Origin of the sequence: Streptococcus mitis (assembly GCF_965111725.1) — a bacterium.
Lineage (GTDB): Bacteria > Bacillota > Bacilli > Lactobacillales > Streptococcaceae > Streptococcus > Streptococcus mitis_DV.
Genome location: NZ_OZ217341.1, coordinates 2,082,564 through 2,102,628 on the forward strand (window position 1 = coordinate 2,082,564; position 20,065 = coordinate 2,102,628).

The window sequence follows — 20,065 nt, forward strand, 5'->3', positions numbered from 1 at the left end:
CCTTCAAGTTAAAATTCATTATAGATAAAGCTTCCTTGACCCTGACCAAGATAGCTAAAGAAGTAAAGCAGCCCTAGAAAGATAAGAAAATACAAGGCTGTCCGACCAAGAAAGAGGTACAATTCTTTTCTCTGTTTCATCAAGAAAAACCATTCATTTCTGTAATTTTTGCTAAATAAGATAGACTCTTACTATAGTATTTTTCTACTATTGTACCACTTTATAGACTAGTTTTTCAATTGTTTACCGTATGTTTTCAATAGATTTCAGTTTATTTTAAGGATTATGCGGTTTTTCGATGAATATTTTAAAAGAAAAGAACCCGAGATTTTCATCTCAAGCTCTATCAACATAGTTGTTTTCCAAATTAGAAAAGTGAGAATACAAGCACGGCCAAGGCTGCACCAATAACAGGTCCCACAACAGGAATCCAGGCATAAGACCAGTCTCCGTCTCCCTTGTTTGAAATTGGAAGGATACTGTGCATGATACGAGGTCCAAGGTCACGAGCTGGGTTCAAGGCATAACCTGTTGTCCCACCTAGTGATAGACCGATACCGACAATCAAAGTCCCCACCGCAAAGGTTCCGATACCTGCCTGAAAATCGTAAAGACCCAAAGCAAAGATTGTCAAGACCAAAACAAAGGTTCCTAGGATTTCACTAATCAAGTTTGATACAGTATCCTTGATGGCTGGCCCGGTGCTGAAGGTTGCCAGGATATTTCCTGCATTTTCTTCTGCCTCATAGTGAGGTTTGAATTGCAACCAAACCAAAATCTGACCGAGCATAGCCCCTGCGAACTGGGCTAAGATATAAGGAAATACGGAAGTCCAAGGCAAACCACCTTTCAAGGCCACACCTATAGTCACAGCTGGGTTTAAATGAGCTGGACTAAGTTTTCCAGATACAAATACTGCAACCGCAACTGCAATCCCCCAACCCATAGTAATCACAATCCAACCTGAACTGTTGCTCTTGGTTTTCGGAAGAACCACACCTGCAACAACACCATTTCCTAGAAGAATCAGGATTAAAGTCCCCAAAAATTCTCCAAATAATTCATTCATCATCTTTCTGTCTCCATCAAAAAGAAGGGGCGGGCGACAAGGAATGCTGCCCTCCACCTCTTTTCCTTTCTCTTAATTTTTTAATTCTGCTAAATCATTGTTAGCGAGGGCTGCTTCGACATCCGCACGGTAAGTTGCTTTCTCATCTTCTGTCCAGTCATAGAATCGTCCCATTTCATCCAAAACTGGCTCAACGATGCTATCCAAGCTATCACGCATAAAGAGCATGTGGTTAGTACGACGAAGAAGGAAGTCAACTGGGCTAAGAGCCAACTCATTGCGCATTGCATAGTGAAGGGACAAGGTGTCTGCCAAGCTGAGTCCTGGTGCTTGTTCCAAACTATGAGCAAGAGCAAAGACTTTCGGTGCATTTGAACCATAGAGATTTGCTAGGTAATGAGCTTCCTTGCTATCCAAACCACGTGACACTCCAAGTTGCGCAAAGGCTTCGATTTCTGAGTCCACATTTGCTGGGTTCAATTCCCCACCTGAAACAGGGTAAGTCTTAGAATTGATGAGTTTAAAGCTACGGTCAAATTCTGCTTTGAGGATGTCAACCACGCGCTCCATAGCTCCTTCAGCCATCTTACGGTAGTCTGTGATTTTACCACCAGCAAGGGTCAAAAGGCCATTATCATCACGGTCCAAGCTCGAACCACGAGAAACTGCAGATGGATCCAAATGTTTTTCAGATGTGCTACTTTCAAGCTTGCTGACAGCAGACTCAACATCTTCACGCGTTTTTTCTTTAGAGAGATAAGATTCAACAGTCGCAATCAAGTTATTAAAGCTTTCATCACTGATGGTTCCGTTATTTCCGCCATTGTAGTCAGAAGCACTATTGCCTGCGATCAATGGACGAAGACCTGCCCAGCTACTTTCAATGTCAGCAACTGTAATATTCGCTTCTGGGAAGCGGTTGTTGACAATACCAAGCAGGTAATCTACATCTTCTTGAGTTACTTTTGGATGTTCCAAATCACCTGTGTAGTCTGTATCCGTTGTACCAAAGTAAGTCTTGTTTTCACGTGGGAGAACAAAGACCATACGGCCATCACCCAAACCAGTGTCAAAGTAAACTGGCTGTGACACCTTGATCTTGCTTGAGTCCACTACCAAGTGAACTCCCTTAGTTGGACGCATTTGTGAGAATTGGGTTCCCTTATTAGACAAATTGCGTACTTTGTCGCTCCAAGGACCTGTTGTGTTAATCACCAGACGGGCCTTGATTTCAAAGACTTGGTCTGTCAACAAATCACGAGCTACGACACCTGTAATTTTGCCACTTTCGTCAAAGAGGAAGCCTTCTGCCTTCACGTGGTTGGCAATAAGGGCACCATCTTGGTTGGCACGTTTGATATTTTCAATCACGAGACGCGCATCGTTGTTACGGAAGTCAAGGTAAACTCCACCTCCTACCAAACCTTCTTTCTTCAAGTTTGGCTGGCGTTCCAAGACTTGATCCTTGCTCAAAACCTTGTTTGCAGCTGGTGTGTTGTTAACTCCTGCCAAAAGGTCGTACAAGTCCATGGCTACTTTCAGACGGAAGAGGCTAAAGGTTGCTCCATCTTCATCATAAACTGGTAAAAGCATTGGATCTGGCTTTGGAATATGTGGAGCAATTTGTTGAACCACTGCACGTTCAGAAACTGTATCTGACACCACTTCTACGTCAAATTGTTTGAGGTAACGAAGACCTCCGTGAACCAATTTTGTTGAACGGCTGGATGTTCCTTCTGCGAAGTCCTGCATTTCAATCAAACCAGTCTCAAGACCACTAGCTGCAGCCTGCAAGGCTACACCAGCCCCTGTGATTCCTCCACCGATAATCAAGAGGTCCAGGGTACGTTCCTGCATTTTTTTAATTGATAATTCACGTGTTTTCTTTGAAAATTCCATATTTACACACTTTCTAACTAAATCGCTTTATTCTGCCAGTATTAGTCGTCTACTTCCGCAAAGACTTGGGTTGCTTTTACAGCCTTCTTCCAGCCCTTGTAGAGTTGTTCCTTGCGCGATTCGTTCATAGATGGTTCAAAGAGTTCTCCTGTCTCGTTCAAGAGTTTCAACTCATCCAAGTTTTTCCAGTAACCTACTGACAAACCTGCTAGGAAGGCCGCTCCTAGAGCTGTTGTTTCCAAGTTTTTGGCGCGTGCGATGTCGATTCCCAAGATGTCCGCTTGGAACTGCATGAGGAAGTTGTTCATAGCTGCACCACCATCCACCTTCAAGACTTGGATAGCTGTCTGCGCATCTACTTGCATAGTGTCAATGATATCACGTACTTGATAAGCAATAGATTGCAAAGTCGCCTTGATAAAGTCTTCTTTGCTTGTTCCACGAGTCAAACCAAAGACAGAACCGCGAGCATTTTGGTTCCAGTATGGAGCGCCTAGACCTGTAAAGGCTGGAACGACATAAACTTCATCATCATTGTGAGAATCACGAGCGTATTTTTCAGATTCTGGTGAATTTTCAACCATGCGAAGACCATCACGAAGCCACTGAATGGCACTTCCTGCAATGAAGATAGAACCTTCCAAAGCATAGTAAACCTTGCCGTTGATTCCGTAACCAATGGTTGTCAAGAGGTTATTTTCAGACAACTGCATCTCTTCCCCAGTATTCATGATGATGAAAGATCCTGTTCCATAAGTATTCTTGACCATACCTGGTTCAAAGGCCAACTGTCCAAAGAGGGCTGCCTGTTGGTCCCCAGCCATACCTGAGATTGGCACTTGTCCACCGTAGAAATGGAATGGAGCTGTTTTACCGTAGATTTCAGAGTTAGAACGAACTTCTGGAAGCATAGCCTTAGGAATGTTGAGGATTTCCAAAATCTCATCATCCCATTTGAGTTCTTTAATGTTATAAAGCATGGTACGAGCTGCATTTGAGTAGTCGGTCACGTGAGCCGCACCGTCAGTCAATTTCCAAACCAACCAAGTATCGATAGTACCAAAGAGCAATTCCCCTTTTTCTGCTCGCTCTTGAGCGCCCTCTACATGGTCCAAAATCCAACGAACCTTGGTCGCAGAGAAGTAAGCATCGATGATCAAACCAGTCTTTTCATGGAATTTTTCCACATAACCTTGGCTTTTTAGTTGCTCAGCCAAAGGAGCTGTCTGACGTGATTGCCAAACAATAGCGTTGTAGATAGGAAGTCCTGTTTTCTTATCCCAGACGACAGTTGTTTCACGTTGGTTGGTAATTCCGATTGCTTCGATTTGATTTGGCTTGACACCACTTTCGATGAAAGCTCCAGCAATAACAGACTGGACGGAATTCCAAATTTCATTGGCATTGTGCTCAACCCAACCTGCCTGAGGGAAAATCTGAGTGAACTCTTTTTGACTCGAGCTAACTTTTTCTCCTTTTTTGTTGAAAATAATGGCACGAGAACTTGTAGTTCCCTGGTCAATGGCCATGATGTATTTTTCTTGTGACATGTGCTGTCCTCCTGATAAAGATCTTGAGGATGTTTCCTCTTTACACTTACTAGTATACAAAATAAAGCGCTTTCTTGTTTATCAACTTTTTTTAATTTTTAAAAAAATGTGAGGAGATTGTGTGAATTTCACAAAAAAGACCTGGAACAACCAAGCCTTTTAACTAAATAATAACTGGCGAATCGCTACCAAATCTTCCATATCCAAGTCATTTTTTAAATAATAAACTGGGGTCTGTTCCTTCTTATGAATGGGGTTATTGGTAACCAGCAAATCATAATGTCGAGTTCGGTCATAGGCTTCAATGGTGATAAAACGATTGTATTCCAAATACCGTTTTAAAATGGCTGCCATCCTTGAAAAGACAAGAAAACCAGATGTCAAATCCAGACCAATCCGCATATGCTGGCCACCATTTTCAGCCATATATTCGATTAATTGGAGCCATTCCCAGAGAATTTTCTTATCCAAATCCGTCCCCTGCTGAAAGGCAGGTAGAGCATGAAAAATCTCCTCTGCCATTCCTCTAAAATCATGTTCCATCAGTAAATATGGATGACGATTCTCTAACTGGTACTTGTAGCGATCCTGTAAAATATAGCCCCTATAGAGATAGACTTGAGCACAAAGCTGACTGAGTTCATAGGTGACATGGTCCTCTGTGTAGTCCCCCAGCAACTCCTCCTTCTTCATTTCTTGAATCAACTGCGTCAGCAAATCTGCCAACTGCCCTCCAAAACCAAGGATGTACTCCATAGTATGAAGAGGAAGAATGCGATGAGATAGGAGGAAAGAGAAGAAAATCATCATCTCCCCATCCTCAGTTCCGAGAGGGATATGTTGCCCAGCAAAAAAGGACGGAGCCTTTCTCAGCAAACGAAGGTAGAAAATATTGTCAAAATACCCTCGCATTTTCTCTTCTATCACTTGAAACTGACAGGCATTAACCCGTAGACGCTGTTGACTGATATGAGACCAGAGAACCAAGTCCAATTTCTGCCCCGAAGACAAACTTGCACCGCAGATTTCTTCTAGTGTAATAATTTCCTGCTTTCTCTCTGGTTTCTGCATGTGGCCTTCCCATTCCTGACTGGACCAGACCTTGCGAAAAAGACAGAAATAGAAATAGCGTATCTGATGCTCTGGACCTCGCCAACGTCCATTTTGGATGGATAAGTCAAATTCTGACAAAATCTGATTTAAGCTAGCTAAGTGACGACCAAGCGTAGCCTCGCTAATCACCAATTCTTGAGCCATCTGATGGGCTAAAAACTGTTGGTGGTAGAGAAGATAAACCAAAATCTGGTATTTAACAGCATTCTCCAAAAACAAGCTCCGAATCTCTCTCCCCTTGGTAGCTGCACCGATCGACAGGCGCAGATTTTCATTTTCTAAGTGAATAGTCAGCTCTAAACCACTGTCCGAAGCCTTTTCATTAAGCAGGGTGACATATTTGGTTAGAGTTGCTTTTGAAAATCCTGTTTCTTCCATTACAGCCTTGACGGTCGTCTGAGACTCTTGTAATAGAAAGGAAAGGATTGAAAATTGACCACACTCGGCTTTCTCCATCAAATCTCCTAAATACATTTGTTACCCCTTTCATTTTCTACCTTAAGCATAGCATAAATCTTACAAATGCTGAAATAATCTGTTTCTCTTTTTATTTTCATGCTGATTTCCTGATCCATTATCCTAAAAATCAACAAACACACGGCTCCCCCTTTGGGCATTTTTATGCTAAAATAGTAGCTATGGATAAAATTATTAAAACTATATCAGAAAGCGGAGCCTTTCGTGCTTTTGTCCTTGACAGCACAGAAACCGTCCGCACTGCTCAAGAAAAACACCAAACCCAAGCTAGCTCAACTGTAGCGCTTGGTCGAACTCTTATCGCTAGCCAGATTCTCGCAGCCAATGAAAAAGGAAATACTAAACTAACAGTTAAGGTGCTGGGATCTAGCTCACTAGGTGCTATCATCACCGTCGCTGATACCAAGGGGAATGTCAAAGGTTACGTTCAAAATCCAGGTGTCGATATCAAAAAGACTGCAACTGGTGAAGTCCTAGTCGGACCTTTTGTCGGCAATGGCCAATTCCTCGTTATCACAGACTACGGCATTGGAAATCCTTACAACTCTATGACTCCCCTCATCTCTGGAGAAATCGGTGAAGATCTGGCCTTTTACCTGACCGAAAGCCAACAGACCCCTTCTGCTGTCGGCCTCAATGTCCTTTTAGACGAAGAAGACAAGGTCAAGGTTGCAGGTGGTTTCCTAGTTCAAGTCTTGCCGGGAGCCAAGGAAGAAGAGATTGCCCGATTTGAAAAACGCATCCAAGAAATGCCAGCTATCTCGACTCTTCTAGAGAGTGAAGACCATATCGAAGCCCTCCTAAAGGCTATCTACGGGGACGAGGACTACAAGCTTCTTTCTGAAGAAGAAATCCGTTTCCAATGTGACTGTAGCCATGAGCGCTTTATGAACGCTCTTGCCAGCCTTCCAAGCTCAGACTTACAGGAAATGAAAGAGGAAGACCACGGGGCAGAAATCACTTGTCAATTCTGCCAAATAACTTACAACTTTGATGAAAACGACCTGGAGGAACTCATTCGTGACAAATCTTAATACACCCTTTATGATTGGCAATGTTGAGATTCCCAATCGTACCGTTCTAGCGCCTATGGCTGGTGTGACAAACTCAGCCTTTCGTACTATTGCAAAAGAGCTCGGAGCTGGACTCGTTGTAATGGAAATGGTCTCTGACAAGGGAATCCAATACAACAACGAAAAAACCCTGCACATGCTTCATATCGATGAAGGCGAAAACCCTGTTTCTATCCAACTTTTTGGTAGTGATGAAGACAGCCTGGCACGCGCAGCAGAATTCATCCAAAAAAACACCAAAACCGATATCGTGGATATCAACATGGGCTGCCCTGTCAACAAAATCGTGAAGAACGAAGCTGGTGCTATGTGGCTCAAGAACCCTGATAAGATCTACTCTATCATCAACAAGGTTCAATCTGTCCTTGATATTCCGCTTACTGTCAAAATGCGTACAGGCTGGGCTGACCCATCTCTGGCAGTTGAAAATGCCCTCGCTGCTGAAGCTGCAGGTGTTTCTGCTCTTGCTATGCATGGCCGTACCCGTGAGCAAATGTATACAGGTCACGCAGACCTTGAGACTCTCCATAAAGTTGCTCAAGCTTTGACCAAGATTCCCTTCATCGCCAACGGTGATATCCGTACTGTCCAAGAAGCCAAACAACGCATCGAAGAAGTTGGTGCTGACGCAGTCATGATTGGCCGCGCTGCCATGGGAAATCCCTACCTCTTCAACCAAATCAACCATTACTTTGAAACAGGAGAAATCCTCCCTGATTTGACCTTTGAAGACAAGATGAAAATTGCTTACGAACACTTGAAACGCTTGATTAACCTCAAAGGGGAAAACGTCGCAGTTCGTGAATTCCGAGGACTCGCTCCTCACTACCTCCGTGGAACATCTGGCGCTGCCAAACTTCGTGGAGCCATTTCACAAGCTAGTACCCTAGCAGAGATTGAAGCCCTCTTGCAATTAGATAAGGCTTAATAGTTTAAAACCCGTAACTCTCTTAAAGTTTACGGGTTTTTCTTGGATTTATACAGGCAAGTAATGTCTATATGAAATTAGTCATTCTCCGTCTTTTTTCCTTTTAATAGATAAACACCTACTAGAGATATAAGACCTAAGAATTCCATAAGCAACGTTGACATTGTTCCAGTTGATGGGAGTGCTTGCTTATCTTTTTTATCTGAATTTGAACGATTTTCACTCATTTGATTTGCTTTATCAGCAAGAAGAACCATTTCCTTATTATCAGATTGAGTTTTTCCTTCCCTATTTGCCTCTGGCTCGGTAGACATTTGTTTTTTAGGAAGTGTTTTAATCGCAAATAAGCTGAAATGACTCGTTTTGAAAACGACTTGCCCATTTTCAACTGTTGATGGGAGCAATTCCAACTCTCCATTTTCTTTCACATGGTAAACTTGAATCTCAGAATCAATATTACCAATTGCAAGACGAACTACTCTCTCTCCCTTCACATGGGTTTCTTTTCCATCTTTTGAAAGGGAAATATCAAATATGCGCACTGTTCCTTGTCCTGTTTGACGGGTAACATTATCAATCATTTCTTTTGTTGTTACCTCTTTAAGATTGATAGAGTCTGCTTCTGTAGCAGTTTCAAACATAACAGTAATCTTGGTATTTCCATTTTGAGTTGTAAATACCTTTTGAACAGTAGATGTCGGTTGAGATGAGAGAGTAGGAGAAAGACTGTTAGATCTTGTAGGAGATGAAGAATTTGTCTCGTTTCCTGATGGTTTACTTGGAGTAGGTTCCCCTGGTTTTTCTGGAGATTTTGGTTTAGTGGAAGCACTAGAACTTCCTGAAGAGCTAGTGGAACCGGAGTGACTTCCTGTGGTTGAACCTGATGGGTTCTGCTCTTTTTCAGCAGGTTTGCTTGGAGCAGGTTCCTCTGGTTTTTCTGGAGATTTTGGTTTAGTGGAAGCACTAGAACTTCCTGAAGAGCTGGTGGAACCGGAGTGACTTCCTGTGGTTGAATCTGATGGATTCAGCTCCTTTTCCGCAGGTTTGCTTGGAGCAGGTTCCTCTGGTTTTTCTGGAGTTTCTGGTTTAGTGGAAGCACTAGAACTTCCTGAAGAGCTAGTGGAACCGGAGTGACTTCCTGTGGTTGAACCTGATGGGTTCTGCTCTTTTTCAGCAGGTTTGCTTGGAGCAGGTTCCTCTGGTTTTTCTGGAGATTTTGGTTTAGTGGAAGCACTAGAACTTCCTGAAGAGCTGGTGGAACCGGAATGACTTCCTGTGGTTGAACCTGATGGGTTCTGCTCTTTTTCAGCAGGTTTGCTTGGAGCAGGTTGCTCTGATTTTTCTGGAGTTTCTGGTTTAGTGGAAGATCCTGAATTTGACGAAGAAGATAAGCCCTTTTTAAAGTTAGACAAAGCTTCATCTAGTTTTAATCGACTTTCTGCCACCAGTTTCTTTAGTTGGGCTTTTTGGGTTGATTCATCTAATTTATGCAAATACGTTTTTTCAATATCTTTTAGCTTTTTAATTAGCTCTACAGTATTGATATGTTGCTCTTTTTCTAAATTTTTCTTGATGTCATTCAATAAACCTGTTAGATGTTTAGTGACCGCTTCCTTTGCCTTATTTCGCTCTAAGCTGATTTCTCGTCCCTTATGTTTAACGACTAGAGCTTCTATCTCCTGTTCAGCTTCTTTCACCAAGTTTTCCACTTTTTCTTTACTCGAAGCCCCATCAAACATCCTTTTATACTTCTCTACAGATTCTTCGGATTCTTTTAAAAGTTCTGTAAACCAAAAAGCTCCCGGATTCTCCTGTTTTAAACGAGTAAGTCTATAAGCACTCAAAGTTGTTTTAGCTGTTTCTTTAGCTTCTTTAAGATTTGTCTCCGTAGTTTTTTCAGTAGAAACTATATTTCCTCCTTGATTTTCTACTTTTGGTGGAGTTGGATTATTATGTTCTTTTCCAGAAGGTGAATCAGAATCTAATCCTTGATTCGCAGGCTTAGTCGTATCACCTCTACCATTAGAAGAATTAGAATTTCCTGATGGTTCACTTTGTTGATTTGATAAACTATTCTTAAAGTCCTCTACCAACTTATCTAGCTTCGTTTGCCCCTCTTGCTGCAGTTTCTCTATTTTTTCTCTATCAGAAGCTCCACCAATTTTCTCCTGGTACTCTCGTACAATTCCCTGAGCTTGCTGGAGAATATCTCCAAATCCAGAAGCAGAATTATCTAATTTATTTAGAAGACTAGTCATATAATTAGACAAACTAACGCTAGCTTTTTTAACTACTTCATCATGTTCTTTATTACGTATTTCCAAACTTTCTTGATGAAAGTTATTCGCTATCTCATCTAGTACTGAATAGTTCATCTCCTGTTCAATCTGCTTTCTGTACTCAGCTTTTTTATCTTCAGGTAAAGCTGTCTCTCCCAACTCTTTTATCAACTGCTGTCTGTATTCCTTCAACCTATCTTGCCCACTAGATGTAACCGTGGGGGTATTCCCACCTCCAACCACTTCTGCATGGACTACTCCTCCTAAGAACAGACTAGCAACCACTACACTAGCTACTCCAATACTAAATTTACGAATTGAATAACGTACTTTTCTCTCACTTTTTGATGCAAACATAATTATTTCCTCCAATATTTTTCTTAACACTACTATATCATTTCAATATGAACTGTATATGAATTGAATCTTGTATTTATCTCTTTATGCTTCCATTTGGGATTATAACTTCATGTAATAACTTTTCCTCTTCAGCTATTCGTCGAAACAAAATAACTGCATAAGCTGGAAAAACTAAAACAAAAGTCATATAGGCATGACTAAGCAAGGTCAGGCCAATCAACTCAGGAAGGATATTTAAAAAGTAATTGGGATGTTTTACTGTCCTAAATAAAACATGATCCACAAACTTATGATTCGGTGCTAACATCAACTTGACTGTCCAAATATCCCCAAGCAGATGAATAACAAGTAGCAACATCAACATAGAAAATATCAGGAGCACCAAACCCACAACACTCATCATATTGAAAGACGGTCGATAGACTAGGGCTTCCATAAAACAAGCCAGATAAAAAACAATATGAACCAAGGTAAGACGTTTGGTATTTTTAATGCCAAATTCTCGCCCACCATCCCTACGAAGCCGTTTTTCATTTGCAATTGATTTCTTTAGGAACAACAAGCGAATTAAAAATACACAGATAATGATTATTGCTATCATCACGATCCCCTTTCTTTACCACTACTTTAACATCTCTATGTTAACCCAATATGAATTGAAAAAGAAAAAGAACGAAAACTGATTCCGTTCTTTGATTTACTCTATCACTACCATTCAAACTATGCTTCCTTAAATTATCCTCAAGTAAGAAAAGAGTATCACTAAAAGCTAACTATCTGGTAACAAGCAGATTTTAAATTCCATCCCTTGTTCATAAGGCAAGAAACTATAGGACATACGATGACTCTCTAAAATATTCTTAACAATATAAAGACCCAACCCTGATCCTGTTTCTCTGTCTGTTACAATTTGTGAATGGTAAAAAATATCAAATAAATGTTCTAACTCTTCCTGATTCAAAGGAGCACACGTATTCCTAATAGAAAGGTAACCATCTTGCTCAGAAATAATCACACTGCCAGATTGATCTGAGTACTTGATAGCATTACTGATAAGATTTGTCAAGACTTTATCCAAAGCCTTCAAGCTCATCCCTACTTTTGTATTAGTAGTCAACTGATTATCAATCACAAGATTTTTAGAAAATGCCAATTCCTGATATCGAGACAAAACATCTGTCAAAACGGTATTTACCATTAAAATCTCACTACACTCTGTCCATTCTTGAAATTTAGAAGATTCCAATACTTCCTCTAGCAAGAAACTCATCTGATCGATTTTATCAATACTCTTTTCAAGATACTTAGGATGATCTTTATAATCCCCCACATTGTATTGCATATTTTCTAAGATAATCCTGAGAGTAGCTAGAGGTGTCTTTAATTCATGTGATGCTCCACGGACAAAGGAAACCTTTTGATTTTGCAATTTTACAATTTGCTCATTGTGACTTTCCAACTCATGAATAACCTTCAACAAGTGCTCATACACACCATTAATCTGTTTTCCAACTTCACCAACTTCATCTTTTCTGCTTTCATCAAAACGAATATTGTCATCCAAATCTTGCATCTTACTAGTCACTTCTGAAATGTAAAAAAGAGGATTGAGCAAGCGTTTCGTATAAAAATAAGAAAAAACAAAGGAAAAAGCAATTGTAACCAAAAATGTATAGGGGAGATACAAAAGCAAAATATTCTTTGCTTCTTTGTAGATATCCACTCCCTGCACAAATTGCACCGTTACCTGTTTACCATCTGCTGTACTAACAGGCTTATCTAACATCACAATATAATTTGATAGCTCTCCATCTTTAATATCCAAGTCATGCACAAGAGGGAGCCGCTTATCTAAGATATCTCTTTTAAGGTGAGCAGATATAGTCAAGGACTTTGAATAAGACTGGAGTAAGCTTGGAATTTCATCAGCTGTCTTAGTCTTTAAATACTCCGTAAACACTCTTGCGCTCTCATTAAACTTTTCCCCTTCCAACTGAATATAATAAAAAGGAAAGGTCAAATAAATAGCTATATGAATGACTAGACCAACACCACCTAGAATTGCAAAACTTCTTAAAAAAGACTTGGTTAATAATTTAGGATTTTTTATCATAAGCTAATCTTATACCCAACATTTTTCACAGTCACAATGCAATCTAAAGCCAATTTTTTGCGAAGAGTACGAATATAGACATCAACGACCCTATCACAAGGTAAATCAGCTACATCTTTTGAAATTTCTTCCAATATCTGCTCTCTACTTAAAACTTGATTTTTATGCTGAATCAAACACTTTAGTACCAATAATTCCTTTGGCTTGAGATCAATTTCTTCATTTTTATAATGTGCTTTGTAAGAGGTAAAATCCACTGTTGCATCCTGATATTGCCAAAGATCCTCTATGACGTAGTAACGTCTGATAAGCGCTTTAATACGCTTGGCAAGCAGTACCAAAGAAAAAGGCTTTGTCACATGATCATCAGCATAGAGATCAAATACCTGTGACTGAGTAGTTTCATCTCCCAGAGCACTCAAGACGATGACAGGAATATCGTGCTCTTGATTGATTTCTTTTAACACTTCAAAACCACTCTTCCTAGGCATCATTAAATCCAGCACCATGAGATGGATAGGGAGATCTTGAAATTTTTCCAAGGCCTCTTGTCCATCCTTAGCCATAATGACATGATAACCCTCTTCTGTCAGAAATGCTGCAATTCCTTCTCTAATCATTTCCTCGTCATCTGCAACTAAAATGTTCATCTTTCTCCCTTTCTACTACCGGAACTTCACACATCTATTTCCTGTATGTTATTTGAAAATTTCCTACCAGCCTATCATCTATGATAATGGAATGGATTTCATTTATCCGCTACTTGTTGTCAACAACAACGTCAATACAAGAAAATCATTCATCTTGCAGCTTAGTTTGATTTTTCAAATACCAGCTAGAACGGGTTTGACAGGCAAAAAAGAAACAGGTCTCTTTTGAAAAGATAAAAATTTCAGATAAGACTGCTCTTTTTCTACTACACACGCTCTAAGACAAATACGATGGAGGGTAATAAACATATGAATTTTGGGTTGAATAGTGAAAACCACGGATCCTTTAGAAGCTATAGGTTTTAGTTTCATACTCTTCGAAAATCTCTTCAAACCACGTCAGCCCTATCTGCAACCTCAAAACAGTGTTTTGAGCAAGCTGCGGCTAGCTGCCTAGTTTGCTCTTTGATTTTCATTAAGTATCACTCCACTGTGACTTATGGTCAGATGCTGATACTTTTATTCTTTTATACAATATCAAATTTTAGCTGGCCTGCTTTGACACCAATCTTAAGTGTGCTGCCTGCCTCTAATTCTCCCTTTAGAAGAAGTTCTGCCAACTTGTCTTCCACTTCTGTTTGTAGGGTTCTACGAAGTGGACGAGCTCCCATCTCTGGGTCATATCCTTGATTGGCCAACAATTTCAGTGCGGAAGTTTGTAATTTCAAGTCAATACCTTTTTCAGCCAAACTTGCCACTAAAGGTTTGACCATAATCTTCACCACTTCCTGCATATGGTCGCTAGACAGGCTATGGAAGACCACCTTTTCATCAATACGGTTAATAAACTCAGGTCTATAAGCTTTTTTCAGCTCTTCAAACATGCGTTTTTCCATATTTTCCTGGTCAAAACGGATAACCTTAGCTCCAAAACCAACTGTCTTGTCATCACGAAGGGCTGTCGCACCAAGATTTGATGTCATGATGATAATGGTATTTGAAAAGTCGACCTTGCGCCCCTTGCTATCTGTCAAGACACCGTCATCCAAGACCTGCAAGAGAACATTAAAGATATCTGGATGAGCCTTCTCTACCTCGTCAAAGAGGAGAACAGAGTATGGTTTGTTGCGAACCTTCTCAGTCAACTCCCCACCTTCTTCGTAACCCACATAGCCTGGAGGAGCTCCATTGAGACGGCTGGCTGCGAATTTCTCCATATACTCACTCATATCAAAGCGGATAAGAGCTGATTCGTCGTCAAAAAGAACTTCTGCCAGAGCCTTGGCCAATTCGGTCTTACCGACACCCGTCGGTCCTAGGAACATAAAGGAACCAATTGGACGCTTGTGACTACGAATACCAGACTGATTGCGGCGAATGGCACGGCTAATACTTGAAACAGCTTGATCTTGACCGATGACACGTTTGTGCAGTTCAGCTTCCAAGTTTAAGTATTTCTTGGCATCAGTCTGAGTCAGTTTTTGAACGGGGATACCTGACAAGCGACTCAAGGTGGTCAAAATATCAGACTCTGTCACCAATTCTTTATAGACAGGCACTTCCTCTTCTGTTGCGATTAGCTGGGCTGCCTGTTTCCACTTGCCATCCATCAAGGCCTTGTCAGCTGAACTCAAGCCAGAATCGTCTGCTTTTACATGCTTTGACTTATTTTGAACTGTTGCTGCTGCCTCATCCAAGAGGTCGATAGCAGAGTCTGGCAAGTGACGGCTAGTCAAGTAACGATGCGCCATCTTGACAGCTGTTTCAACCGCTTCATCTGTGATTTGCACACGATGATGTTTCTCATAAGTCGCCTTCAAGCCTTGCAAAATGGTCATGCTGTCTGCCACACTTGGCTCTTCAATCGTCACTTTGGCGAAACGACGAGAAAGTGCCGCATCTTTTTCGATATGTTTTTGGTATTCTTCCTGAGTGGTGGCACCAACCGTTCTCAAAGTTCCTCGCGCCAAGGCTGGCTTCAAGATATTGGCCGCATCCAGAGTTGAATCAATTCCACTACCAGAACCCATGATGGTATGGAGCTCATCGATAAAGAGGATGACTTGGCCATCTTCTTCAATATCCTTGATGATATTGTTCATGCGCTCTTCAAAGTCACCACGGAAGCGTGTCCCTGCAACGACATTCATCAAATCAAGCTCTAACACGCGCATCTTAGCCATTTCCGCAGGTACATCCCCACTCGCAATACGCTGGGCAAGACCAAGCGCCAGAGCTGTTTTCCCGACACCAGCATCTCCAACCAAGACAGGATTATTCTTTGTCTTCCGACTCAAGATTTGAATCATACGCGAGATTTCCTTGTCCCGACCGATGACTGGCTCCAACTTGCCAGAACGCGCTTGCTCTGTCAAATCATGCGTATAGTCCTCAAGACCACCGCTCGGAGTCTGGGGCATGCCCATCATATTAGCCATAGAATTTTGCTTGTCAGCTACTGTACGATGACGTTGGCGTAAAGCCTTGAGATCTTCACGAGTCCAGCCTGCACGTTCTTCTAGATTTCGACGAAGGGCAGCAATCTTGACCTGATCTTTCTTGTCTTCATAAGAAAAACCAGCCCTCTCCAAGATACGAGTCGCCAAGGCATTGCCATCATGCAAAATCGCATAGAGGAGGTGCTCTGTCCCTAGCACCTTAGCATGTACCACTGACGCTACATACTCTGCTTCGTCAAAAAGAACCTGCAAACGATGGGAGAACGGCAATTCCGTAAAGGTTTCATCCTGGCTATAGTCCGTTTCAGTCAGTTCCAAAGCGACTTCTTCTAAACGGTCCATCTCATATGGATAATCATTTAAAGTCGCCCCTGCCACACTATAACTGTGATTGGACATGGCAATCAACAAGTGCCAAGACTCTAGGTAACGAGCTCCAAAATGGCCAGCAACCATGTAGGCACTTTCGATACATTCATTCAATGCTTTTGAATAGTTCATCTTACTTCCCTTTTCTATCTACCTCTTGTATGACCTGTCGTAGCATGTTTGCTCGAACAACTGGAGCTTCTTCTCCTAGAACGCGATCCAAAGCTACTGCCACCAGCAAATTCATCTCCTGCTTGGTCATCAATTCCTGCTCAACCAAAAGCTGCAGAATATCCTCATAAATTTCTTGACTGACCCGCTCACCAATTGAGTAAAGCAGCTCCCGGAGCATTTCGTGATGACTAGAAAATTCAATCCGTCCTATACGAATGTAGCCTCCGCCACCACGCTTACTTTCAACCAAGTAGCCTCTACTTTCCGTAAAGCGTGTCTTAATCACATAGTTAATCTGACTAGGGACAACCTGGAAGGTATCTGCCAACTGACTCCGTTGCAACTCCACGATACCAGATTGATCTAAAATCGCCTTGATGTAGGCCTCAATATGATCCGATGTATTTTTAAATCTCATTACAAACCCACCTCTCTCTTTAAACCTTGACTATCTTTGACTATTATACCGAAATTTTCTCATTTTTAAAAGAAAAAGGGCGCTGGTAAAGGATAATCTTCACCAACTCCCTATTTTTCTACTTATCTAAGCCTAATTCTGCCAAGATTTGACGTTTGTAGGCAATCTTTTGGACTTCCTTGTCCTCACCTTCAGACCAATCTAGTTTAATTTCTGAAACAATCTGCCCAGGGCGATTTTTCAAGATATAGATGCGGTCGCTGAGACTGAGGGCCTCCTCGATACTATGCGTGATGATCAGGGTTGTTAGCTGCAACTGCTTGTGAATCTCAAGATACCAAGCGTGGAGTTCCATCTTGGTCATCTCATCCAAGGCGCTAAAGGCCTCATCTAAGAGAAAGAGCTTGTGCCCAAAAAGGTAGGTCCGGAGTAAGGCTACACGCTGGCGCATCCCACCACTGAGTTCATGAGGGTATTTATCTCTTACAGCTGTCAACTGGAAGGTCGCAAGAATGTCATCCGCGCGAGCAATAGCTTCCGCCTTATCCACTTTTTGAATCAAGAGGGGCAGGATGATATTGCCAATCACCGTCTTGTGCTCCAAGAGCAGATCCTTTTGCAACATATAACTCACCCGCCCCTTGGGATTCTCCTCACCGTCCAGAACAATTCGCCCTGACTGGACTCCTAAAATCCCAGCAATTAAGTTAAAGAGGGTGGTCTTTCCTACACCACTTGGGCCTAAGATAGAAACTACTTCACCTGAAATCACCTGCAGGTTGATGTCTTCTAAAATCCTCTCCTGACCATAGGCATAACTGACGTGTTCTAGTCTAATTTCTGTCATTATTTCACAAATTCATTGGTGAAGCCTTTGTCTGTCAAGTCTTCTTTAAGGATACCATTTTCTTTATCCCATTTGTAGAAGGCATTCCAGCGAGCTGCATCAAATTGACCCCATTTTTCCTTGTCGCTTGCGTATTCTTTTGACAAGTATTTTTGAGATTCGATGACAAAGTCACGTTTTTCCTGAAGTTCAGGTGCATTCTTAATGAGGATATCGGCTGCTTCCTCTGGATGCTCCATAGCATATTGGTAACCTTTTTTGATGGCTTGGATAACTTTGCGAGCTTCTTCTTTGTTATCTTTCAAATAGTCGTTGTTTGCGATGATGACTGGTGAATAGTAGTCAAATTCTTTAACGTAGTCTTTCAAGTACATGAAATTAGCATCTACACCTTGAGATTTAGCAAGAATTCCATCCCATCCATAGTAAATCCAAGCAGCATCAAAGACGCCATTGGCAATCGGTGTGATCGAGTTTGAATCGTTATTTGGTACTTTTTCGACCTTCTCAAAGTCTCCACCTTGAGATTCTACCAAGGTTTTCAACATAGCCAGTTCCGTTGGGTCATTCCAGGTTCCGTATTTCTTACCAACCAAGTCTTTTGGACTAGCTACATTGTCAGATTTACGAGAGATGATTCCTGATGTATTGTGTTCAACAATAGCTGCAACAGCAGTGATTCCTGCTCCTTTTTCCAATTTTTTAGCCATATAGTCTTGGAAATAGACTGCAAATGGTGCCTTACCGTTAATAACCAAGTCAGAAGAACTTTCTTCTGGTGGCAATTTCAAATCCACATCCACTCCAGCTTCCTTGAAGTAGCCTTTTTCCTTAGCCACATAAAGCCCTGTGTGGTTGGTATTTGGTGTCCAGTCTAGGATAAAGTCAATTTTCTTGAGTTCTGCTTCCTTATTATCCTTTGAAGCAGTCCCTTGACCACAAGCTACAAGCACAACAGCTACAAGAGCTGTCACAAGCGTTAAAAACACTTTCCATGTTTTCTTCATTTTGATTTCCTCTTTTCTTTTTCAGAAACATTCTAATTCTACGAACGTTTCCATTTAATAACATATTTTTCACTGACATCAACCAATTTCATACCCAGAAGGCTGATAATCGATACCAGAATAATAATAGCAAACATGGTATCATACTGAAACAGTTTCTTGGACTGAATCATGTAGACACCTAGTCCTTCAAAGCCTCCCAACCACTCAGATACTACTGTTGTGATGAAGGCGTAGGAGACACTGACCCTCAGACCTGCATAAAAGTAAGGTAGGCTGACTGGGATTTTAAAATGCCACAGGATTTGCCAAGGCTTGGCCCGCATCAGACTAAACAAGGTCAACATATCCTTGTCACAATGCCTAAAGCCGTCCAAAATACTGACGATGATAGGAAAGGTAGTCGTCAAGATAATCAGGACAATCTTAGGCAAAATGCCATAACCTAGCCACAAGACCAAGATAGGAGCTATGGCAATGGTCGGGATAGTCTGAACAACCACCATCATAGGGTAAATCAGGTCATTGAGCCAAGTCAAACTGTCCATGAGTACAGCCATGAGACAGGCAATCAAGACTCCCAAAATTAGACCTAGCAAAGCCACTCTCAAGGTCGCCCAGCTATGGTACCAGAGAAATTCTCTATCACGAACAAAGGCCTGAAGAATTTCAAAAGGTGTCGGCAGGATAAACTTGGGGAGAAGTTTAAAAAAACCTGCTAACTGCCAGATTGACAAGACTCCCAGAAAGCCCAATAGACTAATGTGTCGTCTCAGTATACTTTTCAAGTTTCTCATCAATACTTAAAATCTCTCCTACATTTATTTTGACATTGGCAAAGACATTATCTGCCTCCTGCCCTGCCACTTCCAGCGCTTCTTTTAGAATGCGCATAAGCTCATCAAACTCCCCTTCCAAGACCGTTTCAAATGGTGTCACTACCATGGTCACTTCTTGAGTTTGCAGATAAGCAATGACCTGATCAATAACAGCTATCCGATCAATCCCCTGTGCTAGGGGTAAAACTTGCAAGGCAATGCTTGCTTTCATAAGAACCTCCTCTTCTCGTTTTCCTTTGACAAAAAGAAAAACCTTTACCATATATGGAAAAGGTCAAGAATAGACTAAGTATCGTTCCCTACGCTGGCATTACCCAGATCAGGTGCGGTCGAAGTTTAACACTTCCTCTCAGACTGTACACAGACTCCCATATATTATATAGATATATGATAGCGCAAAATAAGAAAAATGTCAAGGAAACTGCTTACAGAAAAGAGTCG

At 41.4% G+C, this 20,065-nt stretch carries 17 protein-coding genes and 1 riboswitch; of the genes, 2 read left to right on the plus strand and 15 right to left on the minus strand.

Annotated features, from left to right (window positions below):
• Positions 1 to 8 precede the first annotated feature (8 nt).
• The 5 genes from ACLV7Q_RS09960 to ACLV7Q_RS09980 all read right to left on the minus strand — a co-directional run bounded on the left by ACLV7Q_RS09960 (position 9) and on the right by ACLV7Q_RS09980 (position 6,105).
• Positions 9 to 140: a teichoic acid D-Ala incorporation-associated protein DltX gene (locus ACLV7Q_RS09960; protein WP_000813667.1), complete on the minus strand. Its 132-nt coding sequence runs from the start codon at positions 138 to 140 to the stop codon at positions 9 to 11.
• Positions 141 to 367: 227 nt separating this feature from the next.
• A complete protein-coding gene (locus tag ACLV7Q_RS09965; protein ID WP_000980831.1) occupies positions 368 to 1,072 on the minus strand; it encodes an MIP/aquaporin family protein in 705 nt (234 codons plus the stop codon).
• A gap of 69 nt (positions 1,073 to 1,141) precedes the next feature.
• Positions 1,142 to 2,968 (minus strand): type 1 glycerol-3-phosphate oxidase, encoded by a 1,827-nt coding sequence (glpO, locus tag ACLV7Q_RS09970; RefSeq protein WP_000395899.1) that lies wholly within the window; start codon positions 2,966 to 2,968, stop codon positions 1,142 to 1,144.
• Positions 2,969 to 3,009: 41 nt separating this feature from the next.
• Positions 3,010 to 4,518, minus strand: coding sequence for a glycerol kinase GlpK (glpK, locus tag ACLV7Q_RS09975; RefSeq protein WP_000076787.1), 1,509 nt, complete (start codon positions 4,516 to 4,518; stop codon positions 3,010 to 3,012).
• Positions 4,519 to 4,677: 159 nt separating this feature from the next.
• Positions 4,678 to 6,105, minus strand: a complete 1,428-nt coding sequence (locus ACLV7Q_RS09980) for a helix-turn-helix domain-containing protein (RefSeq protein ID WP_218758006.1) — start codon at positions 6,103 to 6,105, stop codon at positions 4,678 to 4,680.
• A 164-nt stretch (positions 6,106 to 6,269) separates the two neighbouring features.
• Here ACLV7Q_RS09980 and hslO point away from each other — a divergent pair, with 164 nt between their 5' ends.
• Together hslO and dusB are read left to right on the plus strand one after the other, a co-directional pair.
• The gene (gene hslO, locus ACLV7Q_RS09985) at positions 6,270 to 7,142 is read left to right on the plus strand and encodes an Hsp33 family molecular chaperone HslO (protein WP_218758007.1); all 873 of its coding nucleotides are present in this window, start codon (positions 6,270 to 6,272) and stop codon (positions 7,140 to 7,142) included.
• Positions 7,129 to 8,109, plus strand: a complete 981-nt coding sequence (gene dusB, locus ACLV7Q_RS09990) for a tRNA dihydrouridine synthase DusB (protein ID WP_218758008.1) — start codon at positions 7,129 to 7,131, stop codon at positions 8,107 to 8,109. The genes hslO and dusB overlap by 14 nt, the downstream gene beginning before the upstream one ends.
• A gap of 77 nt (positions 8,110 to 8,186) precedes the next feature.
• Here the strand turns inward: dusB and ACLV7Q_RS09995 are convergent, their stop codons facing one another.
• From ACLV7Q_RS09995 to ACLV7Q_RS10040, 10 genes are all read right to left on the minus strand, one after another.
• On the minus strand, positions 8,187 to 10,745 hold the full coding sequence (locus tag ACLV7Q_RS09995) for an RICH domain-containing protein (RefSeq protein WP_411866012.1): 2,559 nt from the start codon (positions 10,743 to 10,745) through the stop codon (positions 8,187 to 8,189).
• Between the two features lie 76 nt (positions 10,746 to 10,821).
• A complete protein-coding gene (locus tag ACLV7Q_RS10000) occupies positions 10,822 to 11,349 on the minus strand; it encodes an isoprenylcysteine carboxyl methyltransferase family protein (protein ID WP_050260210.1) in 528 nt (175 codons plus the stop codon).
• Between the two features lie 168 nt (positions 11,350 to 11,517).
• Entirely contained in the window at positions 11,518 to 12,861 is a 1,344-nt protein-coding gene (locus ACLV7Q_RS10005) for a HAMP domain-containing sensor histidine kinase (RefSeq protein WP_218757922.1), read from the minus strand.
• A complete protein-coding gene (gene rr06 / locus ACLV7Q_RS10010; RefSeq protein ID WP_050112022.1) occupies positions 12,858 to 13,511 on the minus strand; it encodes a two-component system response regulator RR06 in 654 nt (217 codons plus the stop codon). Before rr06 ends, ACLV7Q_RS10005 begins: the two co-directional genes overlap by 4 nt.
• Positions 13,512 to 14,038: 527 nt before the next feature.
• Complete coding sequence (locus ACLV7Q_RS10015; RefSeq protein ID WP_218757921.1) at positions 14,039 to 16,471, minus strand: ATP-dependent Clp protease ATP-binding subunit; 2,433 nt, start codon at positions 16,469 to 16,471, stop codon at positions 14,039 to 14,041.
• Between the two features lies 1 nt (position 16,472).
• Positions 16,473 to 16,931, minus strand: a complete 459-nt coding sequence (locus ACLV7Q_RS10020; protein WP_004261972.1) for a CtsR family transcriptional regulator — start codon at positions 16,929 to 16,931, stop codon at positions 16,473 to 16,475.
• 118 nt (positions 16,932 to 17,049) lie between these two features.
• Complete coding sequence (locus tag ACLV7Q_RS10025) at positions 17,050 to 17,778, minus strand: ABC transporter ATP-binding protein (RefSeq protein ID WP_218757920.1); 729 nt, start codon at positions 17,776 to 17,778, stop codon at positions 17,050 to 17,052.
• The gene (locus ACLV7Q_RS10030) at positions 17,778 to 18,785 is read right to left on the minus strand and encodes an ABC transporter substrate-binding protein (RefSeq protein ID WP_218757919.1); all 1,008 of its coding nucleotides are present in this window, start codon (positions 18,783 to 18,785) and stop codon (positions 17,778 to 17,780) included. The genes ACLV7Q_RS10025 and ACLV7Q_RS10030 overlap by 1 nt, the downstream gene beginning before the upstream one ends.
• Positions 18,786 to 18,823: 38 nt before the next feature.
• Positions 18,824 to 19,582: an ABC transporter permease gene (locus ACLV7Q_RS10035; protein ID WP_218757918.1), complete on the minus strand. Its 759-nt coding sequence runs from the start codon at positions 19,580 to 19,582 to the stop codon at positions 18,824 to 18,826.
• A complete protein-coding gene (locus ACLV7Q_RS10040; RefSeq protein WP_000647661.1) occupies positions 19,545 to 19,835 on the minus strand; it encodes a thiamine-binding protein in 291 nt (96 codons plus the stop codon). Before ACLV7Q_RS10040 ends, ACLV7Q_RS10035 begins: the two co-directional genes overlap by 38 nt.
• A 68-nt stretch (positions 19,836 to 19,903) precedes the next feature.
• Positions 19,904 to 20,006: riboswitch (TPP riboswitch) on the minus strand.
• Positions 20,007 to 20,065 lie beyond the last annotated feature (59 nt).

Bases quoted from the DNA above. Each gene is read 5' to 3' on its own strand.
- ACLV7Q_RS10025 (WP_218757920.1), bottom strand. From the start codon at position 17,778: ATGACAGAAATTAGACTAGAACACGTCAGTTATGCCTATGGTCAGGAG.
- glpK (WP_000076787.1), bottom strand. From the start codon at position 4,518: ATGTCACAAGAAAAATACATCATGGCCATTGACCAGGGAACTACAAGT.
- ACLV7Q_RS09980 (WP_218758006.1), bottom strand. From the start codon at position 6,105: ATGTATTTAGGAGATTTGATGGAGAAAGCCGAGTGTGGTCAATTTTCA.
- rr06 (WP_050112022.1), bottom strand. From the start codon at position 13,511: ATGAACATTTTAGTTGCAGATGACGAGGAAATGATTAGAGAAGGAATT.
- ACLV7Q_RS10030 (WP_218757919.1), bottom strand. From the start codon at position 18,785: ATGAAGAAAACATGGAAAGTGTTTTTAACGCTTGTGACAGCTCTTGTA.
- ACLV7Q_RS09995 (WP_411866012.1), bottom strand. From the start codon at position 10,745: ATGTTTGCATCAAAAAGTGAGAGAAAAGTACGTTATTCAATTCGTAAA.
- ACLV7Q_RS10005 (WP_218757922.1), bottom strand. From the start codon at position 12,861: ATGATAAAAAATCCTAAATTATTAACCAAGTCTTTTTTAAGAAGTTTT.
- ACLV7Q_RS09960 (WP_000813667.1), bottom strand. From the start codon at position 140: ATGAAACAGAGAAAAGAATTGTACCTCTTTCTTGGTCGGACAGCCTTG.
- ACLV7Q_RS10015 (WP_218757921.1), bottom strand. From the start codon at position 16,471: ATGAACTATTCAAAAGCATTGAATGAATGTATCGAAAGTGCCTACATG.
- ACLV7Q_RS10035 (WP_218757918.1), bottom strand. From the start codon at position 19,582: ATGAGAAACTTGAAAAGTATACTGAGACGACACATTAGTCTATTGGGC.
- ACLV7Q_RS10000 (WP_050260210.1), bottom strand. From the start codon at position 11,349: ATGATAGCAATAATCATTATCTGTGTATTTTTAATTCGCTTGTTGTTC.
- hslO (WP_218758007.1), top strand. From the start codon at position 6,270: ATGGATAAAATTATTAAAACTATATCAGAAAGCGGAGCCTTTCGTGCT.
- ACLV7Q_RS09965 (WP_000980831.1), bottom strand. From the start codon at position 1,072: ATGATGAATGAATTATTTGGAGAATTTTTGGGGACTTTAATCCTGATT.
- ACLV7Q_RS10020 (WP_004261972.1), bottom strand. From the start codon at position 16,931: ATGAGATTTAAAAATACATCGGATCATATTGAGGCCTACATCAAGGCG.
- glpO (WP_000395899.1), bottom strand. From the start codon at position 2,968: ATGGAATTTTCAAAGAAAACACGTGAATTATCAATTAAAAAAATGCAG.
- ACLV7Q_RS10040 (WP_000647661.1), bottom strand. From the start codon at position 19,835: ATGAAAGCAAGCATTGCCTTGCAAGTTTTACCCCTAGCACAGGGGATT.